Raw genomic sequence first — 12,956 nt, 5'->3', positions numbered from 1 at the left:
GGGCGGTCAGGCGGGGGTCAGGACGGCTTCCTTGAGGAGGCGGCGGGCGAGGACGAGGCGGTCGGCGTCGTCGTCGAGGCCGGGTAGGTCGCCGACCCGGGTGACCTCGCCGGTGAGCAGGGCGTGCAGCGCCGGCGCGCAGCTGCCGGGCAGCGTGATGGCGCGGTCGAACAGGCGCAGCGCGATCCGGCCGTCCCCGCTCGGGTCGAGCCGCCAGCGCAGGCCGCCCCGGACCGCGACGCGGCTGTCCCGGTCCAGCGCGGTCAGCGCGGCGGCCTGGGCCAGGGGCCGGATCGGCGCCGGGCGGGCGGCCGGCCAGGCCCGTGCCCGCAGCCGGTCGGCCACCGCTGCCGGGTCGGCCCGCAGCAGCCAGTCGCGCAGCGCCTCCACGGTCTCGGTCAGCTCCGGCTCCAGCGCATCCGGGTCGGCCACGTCGACGCCGAAGGGCAGCCCGGCGCGCAGCCGTGGATCGGCGGCGGCGAGCGCCAGCAGCTCCTCGACCAGGGCGTACCGGGTCAGCGCCCGGATGCCCACGGTCAGGTGCAGCGAGCTGCGCTCCTGCGCCTGGGCGCTGTGCAACCAGCCCCGGGGCAGGTAGAGCGCGTCGCCGGGGGCGAGCACCACGTCCAGGGCGGCCGGCCCCTCGGCGGTCGCGGCCACCTCGTCGGCCCGCCCGCCCCAGGGCTGCCGCTCCAGCGGGTCGGGCAGCACCGGCGGGTGGATCCGCCAGTGCTTGCGGCCGTCGACCTGCAGCACGAAGACGTCGTGCGTGTCGTAGTGGGTGGCGAAGCCCTGACTGCCGGCCGGGGTCAGGTAGGCGTTCACCTGCACGGGCTGGGCCAGCGCGGTGCCCAGCTCGCGGGCGAAGTCGCCCAGCGCCGGCCAGGTCCGGTGCAGGCCCTGCAGGACCAGGGTCGCGCCGTCGGCGTACAGCTGGAGGACCTGCTCGTCGAGGACCTGGTCGCCGATCTCGGCGCCCGCGCCGCCGCCGCCGGTGTAGCGCGCCGCCGGCACCAGCTCGCCGTCCTTGGCGATCCGCAGGAACGGGGTACGCAGGCCGCGCCGGCTGAGCAGTTCGTCGGCGTCGGCCGGGCTGAACAGGTCGGTGAAGCCGCGCGGGTTGGGCAGCTCGGCGGCCCGGGACAGCAGCGGGCTGCGTCCCCAGTGGTCGGCGGCGAACTTGGCCGGCTCGACCGTGATGCACCGGGCGAGGGAATCGCCGGCGGAAGGCGGAACCGCCGGGCGGCCGTCGCCGCCCGGCGACGGTTCCAGGTTGTGGCGCGGCGTCAGACGCGCCGAGCTGGATCTGTCGGACGGGTCGAGCTGCGTCATGGCGATCGGTCAGGCGCTGCCGTCGGCGCCGCCGTCGCGCTGGCCGGGGGTCGCGCCACCGTCGGCCGGACCCTCCGCGCCGCCGTCCGCGCCGCCGTCCTGCTTACCCGGGGTCGCCCCACCGTCGGCCGGACCCTCGGCGCCCTTGTCAGCGCCGCGGTCGGCCCCGCGCTCCGCGCCACGGTCCGCACCGCCGTCCGCGCCACCGTCCTGCTGGCCCGGGGTCGCCCCACCGTCGGCCGGGCCCTCGGCCCCGCCGCCACCGGTGGTCTGCATGTCGTCGTCGTTGAGTGCCATGGGTGCTCCCTCGGATGTGCCGCCCCGCCGTCGGTCGGGGGTTCGTCGTGGAGCGGGTGGTACCCCACGCGCGATCTCCTCTAACCACACCGTAGACGCCGGGGCCCGGCGACACGGACGGTTCGCCGGGCCCCGCCGGGCGTCACCCGGGCCCGGGGGCCCGCGCGTGGCCGGCGGGCCGGCCCGGTCGGTGCCAGGATGGCGGAGGAACGCCGGAGAGGAGGTGGCCGTGGGACAGCCGGAGCCGTTGACGCCACTGGCCGAGGACTGGCAGCGGGCGCTCGCCGTGGTGGCCCACCCCGACGACCTGGAGTTCGGCGCGGCGGCCGCGGTGGCCCGCTGGACCGGGCAGGGCAAGCAGGTCGGCTACTGCCTGCTCACCAGCGGCGAGGCCGGCATCGACGGGATGCCGCCGGACCGCGCCCGGGTGCTCCGGGAGGAGGAGCAGCGCGCGTCGGCGGCGGTGGTCGGGGTGGACGCGGTGGAGTTCCTGGGCCTGCCGGACGGGCTGCTGGAATATGGCGTGCCGCTGCGTCGGGAGATCGCCGCGGTGGTCCGCCGGCACCACCCCGACATCGTGATCACCAACAACTTCCGGGAGACCTGGGACGGGGCGTACGCGCTGAACCAGGCCGACCACATCGCCTGCGGCCGGGCGGTGCTGGACGGGGTACGGGACGCCGGCAACCGGTGGATCTTCCCGGAGCAGCTGGTGGACGGCGTCGAGCCGTGGGCCCGGGTACGCGAGGTGTGGGCGGCGGCCTCGCCGCGGGCGCGGCACGGGGTGGACGTGACGGCCACGTTCGACCGGGGCGTGGCTTCGCTGCGGGCACACGGGGCCTACCTGAGCGGACTCGGCGACGGTGGCTTCGACGCGGAGGAGTTCCTCGAGGGGTTGGCCCGCCCGGCCGGCACCCGCCTGGGCGTCCGGTACGGCACTGCCTTCGAGGTCTTCCGCCTCGACCTCGCCTAGGCCGCGGCGATGATCCTGGTCGGCACCTCCGGTTGGCAGTACCGGGACTGGCGGGAACGCTTCTACCCGGCGAAGCTGCCGCAGCGGCTGTGGCTGGAACACTTCGCGGCGCGGTTCGCCACCGTGGAGGTCAACAACGCCTTCTACCGGCTGCCCGAGCGGGACACCTTCGTTGCCTGGCGGGACCGGACCCCAAACGACTTCTGCGTGGCGGTGAAGATGAGCCGCTACCTCACCCACATCAAGCGGCTGCGGGAGCCGGCCGAACCGGTGGCCCGCTTCCTCGGCCGGGCCACCGGGCTGGGTGACCGGCTCGGACCGGTGCTGGTGCAACTCCCACCGAACCTGCGGGCCGACCCGGAGGCGCTGGACGCCACGCTGCGCCTCTTCCCGGCCGAGGTGCGGGTGGCGGTGGAGCTGCGGCACCCCTCCTGGTGGACGGACGAGACGCGACAGGCGCTGGAGCGCCGCCGCGCCGCGCTGGTCTGGGCGGACCGGCTCGGCCGCCCGGTGACCCCGCTGTGGCGCACCGCCGACTTCGGCTACCTGCGGCTGCACGAGGGGCGGGCCCGGCCCTGGCCGCGCTACGGCCGGGACGCGCTCGCCTCCTGGGTAGGCCGGTTGGCCGGGACGTTCGACGCCGCGGAACCGGCGTACGTCTACTTCAACAACGACCCCGGCGGCGCGGCGATCGTCGACGCGGTGGCCTTCGCCGGTCTGGCTGGTCGGGCCGGCCGGCCGGTGAGCCGCGTGCCGGCGCCCAGCGACCTCGTGGGCTGACGCGAACGGCCCGCTCCACCGGTGGTGGGGCGGGCCGGTCGGGACCGTCGGTCAGGGAAAGTTCTGCACCAGGTCCTTGGGCATGTTGTCCTTCACGTCCTCCCACTGGCCCGGGGTGATGTGCCGGCTCAGTGCGTCGAGCACCACCTGCACCACGCGCTCGGTGCCGCCCTCGACGTCGTATGGGAAGCGTTGCCGCACCTCGAACAGGAAGTCGTCCCGGTTCAGCTTCACCGGCACGTCCATCGGCTGCCAGCCGTCGAAGTAGATCCCCCGTACCAGCACCGGCAACTGCGCCGCGAACTCGACGCTCTCCTGCACCGGCATCCGGTCGCGCAGCAGGTGCAGCACGGTACGCAGCGCGCAGTAGGACTGGTTGCGTTGCGACTTCGGCCAGCCGTAGGCCTGCTCGATGTCCTTGAGGATCAGGTTGGTCTTCTGGATGGAGGACTCAATCGCGGTACTCAGCTGCTCAGCCATCTGCCCACCCCCGTAGGTCGGTTTCCCACCGTCGGTCGTCGGTGCGTCGCGGCGGCCCGCTGGGCCCCCGCCACTGCCGGGTCGGACTGAACCGACCGGGCCGCTCGCCGCGCCGGGGGCCGGCGGACTTCCCGACCACGTGCAGCACCCCGCCACGGCGTCGATCCGATACCACCCGCACCGTCATGGCCCACCTCCTGTCGGCCTCGCGGCCGCGTACGGACCGCACACACCGCCCAGACTGTCCGGGGAGAGGGTGAGCCGGCCTCACCCCGGTCGGGTGAAACCCGGCCGTCAGTCGACGCCGAGCAGGGCCTGCAACCGCTGGCCGTTGCGCTGGGCGTAGTCCCGGTAGCAGTTGTTCATGAGCACGTGGGTCTGCGCGGCCTCGCCGCCCAGCTCGCGCAGCCGGGGCGCCCAGTCGCGCAGCTCCCGGTCGGAGTAGTCGTAGCCGAACTTCTCGTGGATGTCCTTGCTGGTCCACCGCTCGCTGTGGCCGTGGAAGCGGACCACCGCGAGGTCCGCGGTGGCGGCCAGCACCGGCGGTACGGACGACCGGTGTCCCTGCGGCATGTCGACGCAGACGTACGGAAGCTGGTGCTTGCGCAGGAAGCCGAGGGTCTCCTCCCGGTTGTCACCGTCGAACCAGGAGGCGTGCCGGAACTCCACGGCCGGTCGTAGCGGGGCGCACCGCTTCGCCACCTCGAGGAGGTACTGCTTGTTGTCCCGCTTGATGGTGAACCAGGGCGGGAACTGGAACAGCACCACGCCGAGCCGGTCCGCCGTGACCAGCGGGTCGAGCGCGGACAGGAACCGGGTCCACACCTCCTCGTACGCCTGCGGCGGCAGGTCGTCCGGGTAGAGGTTCTTCTTCTCGGTGTCCGGGCGCAGGTCCTTGTAGAGCGCCCCGACCCGGGTCGGGTGCCCGGTGAGCAGGCTGAACGCCTTGATGTTGAAGGTGAAGCCGGGCGGGGTGCGATCGACCCACAGCTGCGCCGTCCGCTCGGCCGGCGGCGAGTAGTAGGTGGCGTCTACCTCGACCAGCGGGAACTGCCGGGCGTAGTACGCCAGTCGCTTCTCCGGGGTGTCCGCGGTCTGGGGGTACCAGCCGGAGTCGAGCAGGGTCCGGTCGGTCCACGAGGCGGTGCCCACCTTGATCTCACCCATGGGGCGAGTCCACCGCGTCGGGGACCGACCGGCAACCCGGTGGCGCTCAGGCCGCCCGCCGCTCCCGGGTCTGCTTGCAGGACACGCAGGAGGTGGCGGACGGGAAGATCTCCAGCCGCTCCACCGGGATCGGGGCCGAGCAGCCCTCGCAGAAGCCGTAGGTGCCCTCCTCGAGCCGGCTGAGGGCGTGCTCGAACTGGGCGCGCCGGTCCAGGATGCTGCGCAGCAGGGACTGTGCGGTGTCCCGCTCGGCGGTCTTGGTGCCGCTGTCGGCCTGGTCGTCGCCGGCCGTGTCGCCGACCTCGACCAGACGCAGCACCTGGCTCTGCACCACGGCCTGCTCGTACTCCGCAGTCAGCTCGTCGTACCGCGACTGCAGGGACTGCCGGATCTGGTCGACCTCCGCCTGCGAACGGCCCGTGGCTGTCGTGTCGTGGACGAGCATGGCTGCCTGCCTTTCCTCGGGGCCTCATACCGGTCCGGGGCGGCGAGCGCCCCGGACGGATCGATGGGGTGCACGGGCGATCTCACCCGTGCTCTGTGAGCCGGGCGATTACCCGCCGCCTCCGAGGATCAAACCGGGGATTTCCGCGGTCTTCCATCGCATTCGTGCGCTGTTGCGCCGCCCGGTCCGTCCCCCGCCGTCCCGGATCCGACGGGTCCGTCCCCATGGGGTCCGGCTGCCCGGCTCAGCACCGCCGGTCAGCCGGCCTCGACCAGGGCCGGGTGGCGCGGATCGTCGGCGCGGACCACCACGTCGGCGAAGGAGGCCGGGGTGACCTCGTCGGCGTATCGGGCGAAGGCGGGCAGGGTCCAGCGCAGCTCGGGATCGGTCCGCCGGTCCAGCGCGGCCGGCGAGAGCTCCACGTGCACGGTGACGTCGAAGGGCAGCCCGCCGCCGAGCAGTAGCGAACCGCTGACCAGCACCACCGCGCCGGCCGGCAGTTCGACGTACGCGGCCCGGCTGGCCCGGTCGGTGGCGGCGTCCCAGAGGGACGGAAGCACCTGGCCCGAGCCGTCGGGACCGGCCGGGCCGAGCACCTCGCGGCGCAGCCCCGCCTCGTCGAGCCAGTCCTCGTAGTACGCGTCGGGGTTGGTTCGGCCGTGTTCCAGGCGTAGCGAGGCGGGCCGGAGGAAGTCCGCGGCGCGCACGTGCAGTACCGGCCGCCCGGCCGCGCGCAGCGGGTCGACCAGCGCTCCGGCGAGCGCGTCCGGGTCGGCGGCCGGCGGGCCGTCGACGGCCACCCGCAGCCGGCCGGCTACGGCGGCGCCGGTGAGCCGGTCGGTCAGCTCGGTGACGAGACGCTCTGGCGTGATCGGGCGGATCCGCATCCGACCATCCTGCCGTCCGCCGGGATTCGACCGGGCGGTCAGCCCCCGGTCCCCGTCGGGTCGAACGGTGCGGGGCCCCGTCCGGTCGCGTCAGCGGGTTGGTCGGGTGGGTCAGCCGGTGCGGTCGATGGTGACCCGGGCGTCGTCGGCGAGCCGGTAGCCGACGCCGTAGACGGTGGTGACCAGGGGGATGTCCACCCCGACCTTGCCGCGCAGCCGGCGGACGTGCACGTCGACGGTGCGGACGCCGGCGTGCTCGTACCCCCAGACCGCGTTGAGCAGTTGCAGCCGGGTGAACACCCGGCGGGGGTGGGCGACGAGGTGCAGCAGCAGGTCGAACTCCAGCCGGGTAAGCGGCAGCGGCTCGCCGTCGCGCAGCACCGACCGGGACGCGGCCAGGATGTGCAGGGTCGGGATGGCCGGCGCGAGCGGGCGGCTCGGCGACCGGCCGACCGGCACGGGGTCGACCCGGCGTTCCGCCGGCCCGCCGCCGCTGGTGATCACGGCGTCGCCGCGTTCCAGCAGCTCGCGGGCGGCTTCCAGCAGCCGCCGGGCGGCCGGGCTCAGCGACTCCTCGCCGGCCAGCGGGATGTTGAGGGTGACCGTGAGCACCGGGGTGGTGGTGTTGGCGGGGCGACGCTGGCCGCCGGGGGGACGACCGGGGACCGCGGGTTGGGACGTATGCCATCCGGCGCGCGGCGAGGCGGGGCTGACCGACATGGTCCTCCTTGGCTGGTCCGGGTGCTTCCCCACGGCCCGGGGCACCGCTTCATCGATGCTTCCGGGCGCCTGTGCGCGGGTCAAGGGCGGCTACGTTGCTTGACTGTGACAATTGACGAACACATCGGAGCCGGATGCTCGCTCTGCGTACGAGTCCGTTGATTACAGCAGAGCGACGAGATGACCCGTTACGGGGGGTCCCCACCCGGTTGCCCGGTTCCCTTGGGTGGGTCGCCGTCGGCGGCAGCGCCGAAAATGTGAGCGCGGCGCACCGGGCTGCCCGGTACGCCGCGCCGTCGCCGCCCCGCCCTCAGCGGTCGCGGTCCACCACGATCCGGGCCTCGTCGGCGAGCCGGTAGCCGACGCCGTACACGGTGGTCACCACCGGCGTGTCGACGCCGAGCTTGGCCCGCAGCCGGCGTACGTGGACGTCCACGGTACGGGCCACCGCGTGTTCGTACCCCCACACGTTGGCGAGCAGTTGGAGCCGGGTGAACACCCGCCGGGGATGCTCGGCGAGGAAGAGCAGCAGCTCGTACTCGATCCGGGTCAGCGGGATCTGCACGCCGCCCCGGCGGACCACCCGGGTGCCGGCCAGGATGCGTACCGGGTGGGGCTTCTCCGCCGGCTGCGGCGGGGCGGCCGGAGCGGGTGGCTCGGCGTCGCGCCGCGGGTCGAGCACGGCGCGGACGGCCTGGTGCTCGTCGGTCGGGACCACTCCCGCGCCGGACGCGGCGAGTTCGTCGAGCAGGTCGACCAGGCGGGCCAGGCCGGGTGTCAGCCCGGCGGCGCCCAGGTCGAGGGTGATGGTCAGGGTGGGCGTCGTGCGGGGCCGCGGCGGCGCGGCCCGGTCGGGGCGGCCGGACCGGTGCGGGCGCGGGGAGATGGCGACGACGGACATGGGGCCTCCTGAGTGGCGGTCGCGCCCGCCACGCCGGGTGCGGCGTGGCGGTCAGCGGGGCGCCCGGCCGGTGGTGACCGGGGGCGCGGCGGACGAGGGTCGGAGCGGCGGGGTGGGGCCGAGGGTGGGCAGCCCGGCGATGCGCCAGGCGGCGAACCCGCCGACCACGTCGGTGGCGCGGTGCAGGCCGAGGTCCTGGAGCGCGGCGGCGGCCAGCGAGGACGTGTAGCCCTCCTGGCACAGGATCACCACCGGTACGTCGTAGTCGACGGCCTCGGGCAGCCGGGCCGGGCAGCGCGGGTCGAAGCGCCACTCGAGCACGTTGCGCTCCACGGCGAGGGTGCCGGGCACCGTGCCGTGCGCGGCCCGCTGGCCGGCCGGGCGGATGTCGACCAGCAGCGCCCCCGTCCGGTAGGCGAGGTGGGCCTGCTCGGGATCGAGGCGGTGCAGCCGGCGACGGGCGGCGGCGAGGATCTCGTCGATGCCCCGCGAGCCGGGTGGCGGGACCGGACAGCTCTCGGTACGGGTGGGGTGCTGGGGCATCGTCGGGTCCTTCCGGGCGGCGTGGGTCGGGGGCACGGGTGCGGCGGGCGGCGACGTCACCAGGCCACCCCCGCCTCGGCCACCTCGGCGACCAGGAGTTGGCCGGCGACGAGGCGGTAGCGGGTCATCCGTTGCAGCGCGGGCCGGTAGACGTGCACGCTGACCGCCGGCCGGTCCCCGCGGTTGGTGACGAGGTGCACGTGGCGGGCTCCGAAGCGCCGGCCCGCGCCGGCGGCGAGCCGGTGCGGGCGGAGCCGGCCGCCGCTGACGGTCTCCTCGGTGAGGGTGCCGGCGACCACCAGGAAGGCGCCTTCGGAGCCGCCGTGGTCGTGCAGGTCGGTGCCCTGCCCGGGCAGCCAGCTCAGCGCCCACACCTCGTACGTGGCCTCGGCGGCCAGGCGCGCGTACCACCGCTCGGCCGGGTCGAAGCGCAGCGGCACCGGCCAGCGCGTCGGGTCGGTCCAACGGGCGGCGACGGCGAACAGGTCGGGCGGACCGGTGCGGGTCATCGGCGGTTCGTCCTCACGGTTACGGAGCGGCGCGGACCACCTCACTATAGAAGGTAAACCCTATAGGTTTAGTAGACAATACCGGATGCTGGGACGACCCGCGCAGATCCGGGCGGTCAGCGCCGGACCGGCGGGTCCACCCGGTAGCCGGGCACCGACGGCCAGCGCACGGTGAGCACCACCGACTCCCGCTCGGCGTACCAGGAGTGGTCCACGCCCCGGCCCCAGACCACGTAGTCTCCCGGCTCGCGCAGCAGCACCGTCCGGTCCCGCAGCTCGATCCGGAACGCCCCGCTGATCAGCACCAGCAGGGCGGTGCGCCGCTCTCCCGTCGCCCACGCCGAGCGCGTCTCCCCGGCCGGGTGCACGCCCCACTTCACCTCGACCTCGGTGCTGTGCCGCACCTCCCCGAGCGGCTTGAAGTGGCCGAGCAGCCAGCCCGCGTCGGCCGCCCCGTCCACCGCCGCGTTGCCGACATAAACCCGATCGTCCATCCGTGCCCTCCCGTGCCGGCTCGGCAAGCTACCAGGCGCCGGCCCGGGCCCGGCAGCACCTCCGGCCGCCCGGTTCCTCGACCCGCCCGCGACGCAAGCCCCACCCCGTCCGAGCTGACCCGCCGGGCCTCCGGCGCGACGGCCCGTCGGGCAGGTATACAAGGGCGGTGGAGGATCCCCTGCCCGAGCAGATGCGCGCGGCGGCCGGCGCGTGGCTGGCGGCGCTCGACGAGCCGGCCCGCCAGCGGGCCCGGCACGACTTCGCCGACGAGGCCGCGCGGCGCTGGCTGGAGTACCGGCCCCGACCCCGGCCCGGGGTCAGCCTCGCCGACGTGGACGTCACCGCCCGCAAGGCCGCCCACCGGCTGCTCGCCACCGCGCTCAGCCCGCCCGCGTACGCCCAGGCCATGGCGGTCGTCGCCTTGGAGGAGGTGCTCGACCGGGCGGAGAACTGGCGGCGCGGCCGGCACAGCGGCGACTACTGGGTGGCCGTCTTCGGCGACCCGGCCCGCGACGACCGGTGGGCGTGGCGGTTCGAGGGGCACCACCTGTCGGTGACGATGACCGTGGTCGACGACCAGGTCTCCCCCGCCCCGCTCTTCCTCGGCGCGAACCCGGCCACTGTCCGGCACGCCGGCCGCCCGGTCTCCCGCCCGCTCGGACCCGAGGAGGACCTGGCCTGCGAACTGCTCGACGCGCTCGGGCCGGCCGGCCGAGCCGCCGCGATCATCGCCGACGAGGCGCCCGGCGACATCATCAGCGCCACCCGGCCCACCGCGCCGGACCGCCTCGACCCGCTCGGCGTGCCCCGGGACCGGCTCACCCCGACCGGCCGGGCACTGCTCGACCAGCTCGTCGCCCTCTACCTGGACCGGCTGCCGCCCGAGCTGGCGGCCCGCGAGGCCGGTCGGCTCGACGGTCGGGAGCTGCATTTCGCCTGGGCCGGCCCCACCCGGCCGGGGCAGCGGCACTACTACCGGATCCAGGGCGACGACCTGCTGATCGAGTACGACAACACCACCGACGACGGCAACCACGCACACACCGTGCTGCGCCGCCCGGCCAGCGACTTCGGCGCCGACGTCCTGGCCGCCCACCACGCCACCGCCCACTAACCCACCCCACCCCACCCCACCCCCCGGGTCCCGCCACGTTGATCAAGGAGTTCGCGTCTGGTTGGAGATCGACTCCGACGCAAACTCCTTGATCAACGCCTGCCTCCCCGGGGGCGGGGGGTGGTCAGGGGTGGTGGGCCTCGATGAGGAAGCGTTGGGCGTGGGCGACGAAGGGGCCCTCGGCGCGGATCTGGTCGTGCAGGCGGCGCAGTTCCGGACGGTAGCGGTCGACCGTGAAGCCGGGGACCGTCCAGATCACCTTGCGCAGGAAATACACCACCGCGGCGATGTCGTGGAAGACCGTCCGCAGGGTGGCCGTACGCAGGTCCACCACGGTCAGCCCGGCGGCCTCGGCGGCGGCGACCGCCTGCTCCGGGTGGCGCGTGGCCGGCGGCGGGAGCGGCCCGAGGATCGCCTCGCTCAGTTCCCGCTGGGTGCCGGCGCCGATCTGCTGGGAGAGGTAACTGCCGCCGGAGCGCAGCACCCGGGCGATCTCGCTCCACCAGGTGTCCACCGGGTGCCGGCTGACCACCAGGTCGAAGGAGCCGGCCCGGAACGGCAGCGGCGGCCGCTCCGCCACCTGAACGACGGTGGCGCCGACCCGGCGCAGCGTACGGCGGGCGACCGCGACGTTCGGCGGCCACGCCTCGGTGGCGACCAGCAGCGGGGGCGGGGCGGGCACCTCGGCCAGCACCTCTCCGCCGCCGGTGTCGATGTCCAGCGCGGCGTCGACGGTGGCCATCCGCGCGCCGACCAGGCGGGCGTACCCCCACGGCGGGCGTTCCTCGCTGGCCCGCCCGGCCAGCCAGGAGAAGTCCCAGCCCTCGACCGGCACCGCCGCACCCTCGGCGATCAGCTCCTCGAAGTCACCATCCGCGCTCATTCCGCCGAGCCTGTCGTAGCTGCGCCGGACGCGGCAACGGGTTTACCGGACGGGACCGGCCGCTCGGGCCGGCGGGCGGATGATCTCCACGGTGGACGCCGGGAGCTCGGCGAGCGCGTCGAGCCCGCCCTGCGCGCCGGCCCGGCCGCGGTCGAACTGGCGCATCAGCCCGGCGCCCAGCCACACCCCGACCGACCCGACGGCCAGCGCCAGCAGCTCGGTGGCCAACTGTCCGCCGGTCGCGCCCCGCTGCGGCGCGTGGGCCCGGATCAGGCAGGTGAGCAGGAACAGCGCCGCCATCGCGGCGTTGACCAGGCTGACCGTGACGGCGGTGCGCCGGGTCCGGTCGGCGCGCACGTCCCACAGGTCGACCATCCCGGCGACCGCGGTGAGCGCGGCGGCGACCAGGGCGGCCACGGCGGTCCAGTAGCCGACCTCGCCGAGGAAGGCCGGGCCGCCGGCGACGTCGGCCAGGTCGAAGACCGCGGCGCTGACGAAGAGTCCGAACGGGAACGTCACCAGCATCGGTTGGATGGGGTGCCCCTGCACCCGCAGTCGGCTCTCCATCGGTCCCTCCCCCGGGTCGGCGCAGCTCAGCTGTCCAGGGTGCTACCCCCGCGCCACCGGGGCGAAACGAACGCCCGCTCAGCTCTCCCTGGGCCGGGACACCGTGGACACCAGCCGCTCGGCGACCTCGCGCAGCGGGATGTCCAACGAGGCGGCGGCGCTGCGGAGCACCGCCAGCGCCTCCGGCGCCGGGCAGCCGCGCTGCGTCATGATCACCCCAACGGCCTGCCCGATCACGCCCTCCTCCAACAGCGCCGCGTCGAGCTGGCCGGCCTGGGCGGCCTGCCGCTCCCGGTCCCGCACGGCGGCGAGGAGCAGGCCGGCGTGCTCGGCCAGGAGCATCGCGGTGAGCTGGTGCCGGGGGGTGAGCGCGTCGGCTGGCTCGGCGTACAGGTTGATCGCGCCGATCACCTGCTCGTCCACGTCGACCGGTGCGGAGATCACCCCGCGTACGCCCAGCCCGCGGGCCCGCCCGGTCCAGGCGGGCCAGCGCGACTCCCGGTCGAGGTCCGCCGCGGTGATCATTTCGCGCCGCCGGATGGCGGCCAGGGCCGGCGTGTCGGGGCTGTGCCGCAGGTCGTCCAGTTCGGCCCGGCCGGCGTCGGAGGCGGCCACCCCGGCCGGCTCGCCGGCGCGTAGCGCGGTGAAGCCGCAGCTGTCCACCCCGGGTATGGCGTCGCGGGCGACGCGGACCAGCCGGGCCAACGCCTCGTCGAAGTCGGCGACGGCGATCAGGCCGGCGGTCAGTTCGCGCAGCAGGGCGGCGGTCTCCAGCACGTTGAGTGGGTCGGTCACGGGTTCCCGCGTGTCGAGGTTCACCGGGCCACGGCCCCCGCCGCCTCCGACCACGCGGTGTCCCCGTT

Annotated in this window: 17 protein-coding genes; 3 read left to right on the top strand and 14 right to left on the bottom strand. The window is 75.0% G+C overall.

The genetic code is table 11. The features are described 5' to 3' along the window. Positions 1-6: 6 nt before the first annotated feature. A complete protein-coding gene (locus ACFYM6_RS28450; RefSeq protein WP_387280414.1) occupies positions 7-1,332 on the bottom strand; it encodes a cupin domain-containing protein in 1,326 nt (441 codons plus the stop codon). Between the two features lie 9 nt (positions 1,333-1,341). Beyond that, the gene (locus ACFYM6_RS28445; protein ID WP_387280412.1) at positions 1,342-1,629 is read right to left on the bottom strand and encodes a hypothetical protein; all 288 of its coding nucleotides are present in this window, start codon (positions 1,627-1,629) and stop codon (positions 1,342-1,344) included. A 229-nt stretch (positions 1,630-1,858) separates the two neighbouring features. Between ACFYM6_RS28445 and ACFYM6_RS28440 the strand changes: the two genes are divergently transcribed. Beyond that, positions 1,859-2,602 carry a PIG-L deacetylase family protein gene (locus ACFYM6_RS28440; RefSeq protein ID WP_387280410.1) on the top strand — a complete coding sequence of 248 codons (744 nt, stop codon included), beginning with the start codon at positions 1,859-1,861 and terminating at the stop codon, positions 2,600-2,602. 9 nt (positions 2,603-2,611) lie between these two features. Continuing rightward, entirely contained in the window at positions 2,612-3,382 is a 771-nt protein-coding gene (locus ACFYM6_RS28435) for a DUF72 domain-containing protein (protein ID WP_387280408.1), read from the top strand. A 51-nt stretch (positions 3,383-3,433) separates the two neighbouring features. On the opposite strand, the gene ACFYM6_RS28430 is transcribed toward ACFYM6_RS28435, so the two are convergent. The 9 genes from ACFYM6_RS28430 to ACFYM6_RS28390 form a co-directional block, all read right to left on the bottom strand. Next, the gene (locus ACFYM6_RS28430; protein WP_357442378.1) at positions 3,434-3,862 is read right to left on the bottom strand and encodes a DUF2267 domain-containing protein; all 429 of its coding nucleotides are present in this window, start codon (positions 3,860-3,862) and stop codon (positions 3,434-3,436) included. Between the two features lie 294 nt (positions 3,863-4,156). Then, positions 4,157-5,029: a DUF72 domain-containing protein gene (locus ACFYM6_RS28425; RefSeq protein WP_387280406.1), complete on the bottom strand. Its 873-nt coding sequence runs from the start codon at positions 5,027-5,029 to the stop codon at positions 4,157-4,159. Between the two features lie 46 nt (positions 5,030-5,075). Beyond that, positions 5,076-5,474, bottom strand: a complete 399-nt coding sequence (locus ACFYM6_RS28420) for a TraR/DksA family transcriptional regulator (protein WP_387280404.1) — start codon at positions 5,472-5,474, stop codon at positions 5,076-5,078. A gap of 257 nt (positions 5,475-5,731) precedes the next feature. Next, a complete protein-coding gene (locus ACFYM6_RS28415) occupies positions 5,732-6,361 on the bottom strand; it encodes a uridine kinase (protein ID WP_387280402.1) in 630 nt (209 codons plus the stop codon). 111 nt (positions 6,362-6,472) lie between these two features. Next, the gene (locus tag ACFYM6_RS28410) at positions 6,473-7,081 is read right to left on the bottom strand and encodes a winged helix-turn-helix domain-containing protein (protein WP_387280400.1); all 609 of its coding nucleotides are present in this window, start codon (positions 7,079-7,081) and stop codon (positions 6,473-6,475) included. 310 nt (positions 7,082-7,391) lie between these two features. After that, positions 7,392-7,982 carry a winged helix-turn-helix domain-containing protein gene (locus ACFYM6_RS28405; RefSeq protein ID WP_387280398.1) on the bottom strand — a complete coding sequence of 197 codons (591 nt, stop codon included), beginning with the start codon at positions 7,980-7,982 and terminating at the stop codon, positions 7,392-7,394. Positions 7,983-8,033: 51 nt separating this feature from the next. Beyond that, entirely contained in the window at positions 8,034-8,525 is a 492-nt protein-coding gene (locus ACFYM6_RS28400; RefSeq protein ID WP_387280396.1) for a rhodanese-like domain-containing protein, read from the bottom strand. 56 nt (positions 8,526-8,581) lie between these two features. After that, a complete protein-coding gene (locus tag ACFYM6_RS28395) occupies positions 8,582-9,034 on the bottom strand; it encodes a cysteine dioxygenase (RefSeq protein WP_387280394.1) in 453 nt (150 codons plus the stop codon). Between the two features lie 116 nt (positions 9,035-9,150). Continuing rightward, positions 9,151-9,528, bottom strand: coding sequence for a signal peptidase I (locus ACFYM6_RS28390; protein ID WP_387280392.1), 378 nt, complete (start codon positions 9,526-9,528; stop codon positions 9,151-9,153). Positions 9,529-9,695: 167 nt separating this feature from the next. On the opposite strand from ACFYM6_RS28390, the gene ACFYM6_RS28385 reads away from it, so the two are divergent. Beyond that, the gene (locus ACFYM6_RS28385) at positions 9,696-10,643 is read left to right on the top strand and encodes a DUF3500 domain-containing protein (RefSeq protein WP_387280390.1); all 948 of its coding nucleotides are present in this window, start codon (positions 9,696-9,698) and stop codon (positions 10,641-10,643) included. Between the two features lie 124 nt (positions 10,644-10,767). Here ACFYM6_RS28385 and ACFYM6_RS28380 read toward each other — a convergent pair whose 3' ends face one another. The 3 genes from ACFYM6_RS28380 to ACFYM6_RS28370 form a co-directional block, all read right to left on the bottom strand. Further along, a complete protein-coding gene (locus ACFYM6_RS28380) occupies positions 10,768-11,526 on the bottom strand; it encodes a class I SAM-dependent methyltransferase (protein ID WP_387280388.1) in 759 nt (252 codons plus the stop codon). A 42-nt stretch (positions 11,527-11,568) separates the two neighbouring features. Further along, a complete protein-coding gene (locus ACFYM6_RS28375) occupies positions 11,569-12,093 on the bottom strand; it encodes a DUF2231 domain-containing protein (protein ID WP_387280386.1) in 525 nt (174 codons plus the stop codon). A gap of 78 nt (positions 12,094-12,171) precedes the next feature. Then, positions 12,172-12,912 (bottom strand): GAF and ANTAR domain-containing protein, encoded by a 741-nt coding sequence (locus ACFYM6_RS28370; protein WP_387280384.1) that lies wholly within the window; start codon positions 12,910-12,912, stop codon positions 12,172-12,174. Positions 12,913-12,956: the final 44 nt, after the last annotated feature.

The organism is Micromonospora sp. NPDC006431 (assembly GCF_042870725.1).
Taxonomy (GTDB): domain Bacteria; phylum Actinomycetota; class Actinomycetes; order Mycobacteriales; family Micromonosporaceae; genus Micromonospora.
This window is presented reverse-complemented; position numbering and strand designations above follow the sequence as displayed.

Excerpts from the sequence above, each read along its gene's own strand:
- ACFYM6_RS28430 (WP_357442378.1), bottom strand. The coding sequence starts at position 3,862 with ATGGCTGAGCAGCTGAGTACCGCGATTGAGTCCTCCATCCAGAAGACC.
- ACFYM6_RS28420 (WP_387280404.1), bottom strand. The coding sequence starts at position 5,474 with ATGCTCGTCCACGACACGACAGCCACGGGCCGTTCGCAGGCGGAGGTC.
- ACFYM6_RS28445 (WP_387280412.1), bottom strand. The coding sequence starts at position 1,629 with ATGGCACTCAACGACGACGACATGCAGACCACCGGTGGCGGCGGGGCC.
- ACFYM6_RS28405 (WP_387280398.1), bottom strand. The coding sequence starts at position 7,982 with ATGTCCGTCGTCGCCATCTCCCCGCGCCCGCACCGGTCCGGCCGCCCC.
- ACFYM6_RS28425 (WP_387280406.1), bottom strand. The coding sequence starts at position 5,029 with ATGGGTGAGATCAAGGTGGGCACCGCCTCGTGGACCGACCGGACCCTG.
- ACFYM6_RS28380 (WP_387280388.1), bottom strand. The coding sequence starts at position 11,526 with ATGAGCGCGGATGGTGACTTCGAGGAGCTGATCGCCGAGGGTGCGGCG.
- ACFYM6_RS28450 (WP_387280414.1), bottom strand. The coding sequence starts at position 1,332 with ATGACGCAGCTCGACCCGTCCGACAGATCCAGCTCGGCGCGTCTGACG.
- ACFYM6_RS28400 (WP_387280396.1), bottom strand. The coding sequence starts at position 8,525 with ATGCCCCAGCACCCCACCCGTACCGAGAGCTGTCCGGTCCCGCCACCC.
- ACFYM6_RS28390 (WP_387280392.1), bottom strand. The coding sequence starts at position 9,528 with ATGGACGATCGGGTTTATGTCGGCAACGCGGCGGTGGACGGGGCGGCC.
- ACFYM6_RS28415 (WP_387280402.1), bottom strand. The coding sequence starts at position 6,361 with ATGCGGATCCGCCCGATCACGCCAGAGCGTCTCGTCACCGAGCTGACC.
- ACFYM6_RS28410 (WP_387280400.1), bottom strand. The coding sequence starts at position 7,081 with ATGTCGGTCAGCCCCGCCTCGCCGCGCGCCGGATGGCATACGTCCCAA.
- ACFYM6_RS28395 (WP_387280394.1), bottom strand. The coding sequence starts at position 9,034 with ATGACCCGCACCGGTCCGCCCGACCTGTTCGCCGTCGCCGCCCGTTGG.
- ACFYM6_RS28375 (WP_387280386.1), bottom strand. The coding sequence starts at position 12,093 with ATGGAGAGCCGACTGCGGGTGCAGGGGCACCCCATCCAACCGATGCTG.
- ACFYM6_RS28435 (WP_387280408.1), top strand. The coding sequence starts at position 2,612 with ATGATCCTGGTCGGCACCTCCGGTTGGCAGTACCGGGACTGGCGGGAA.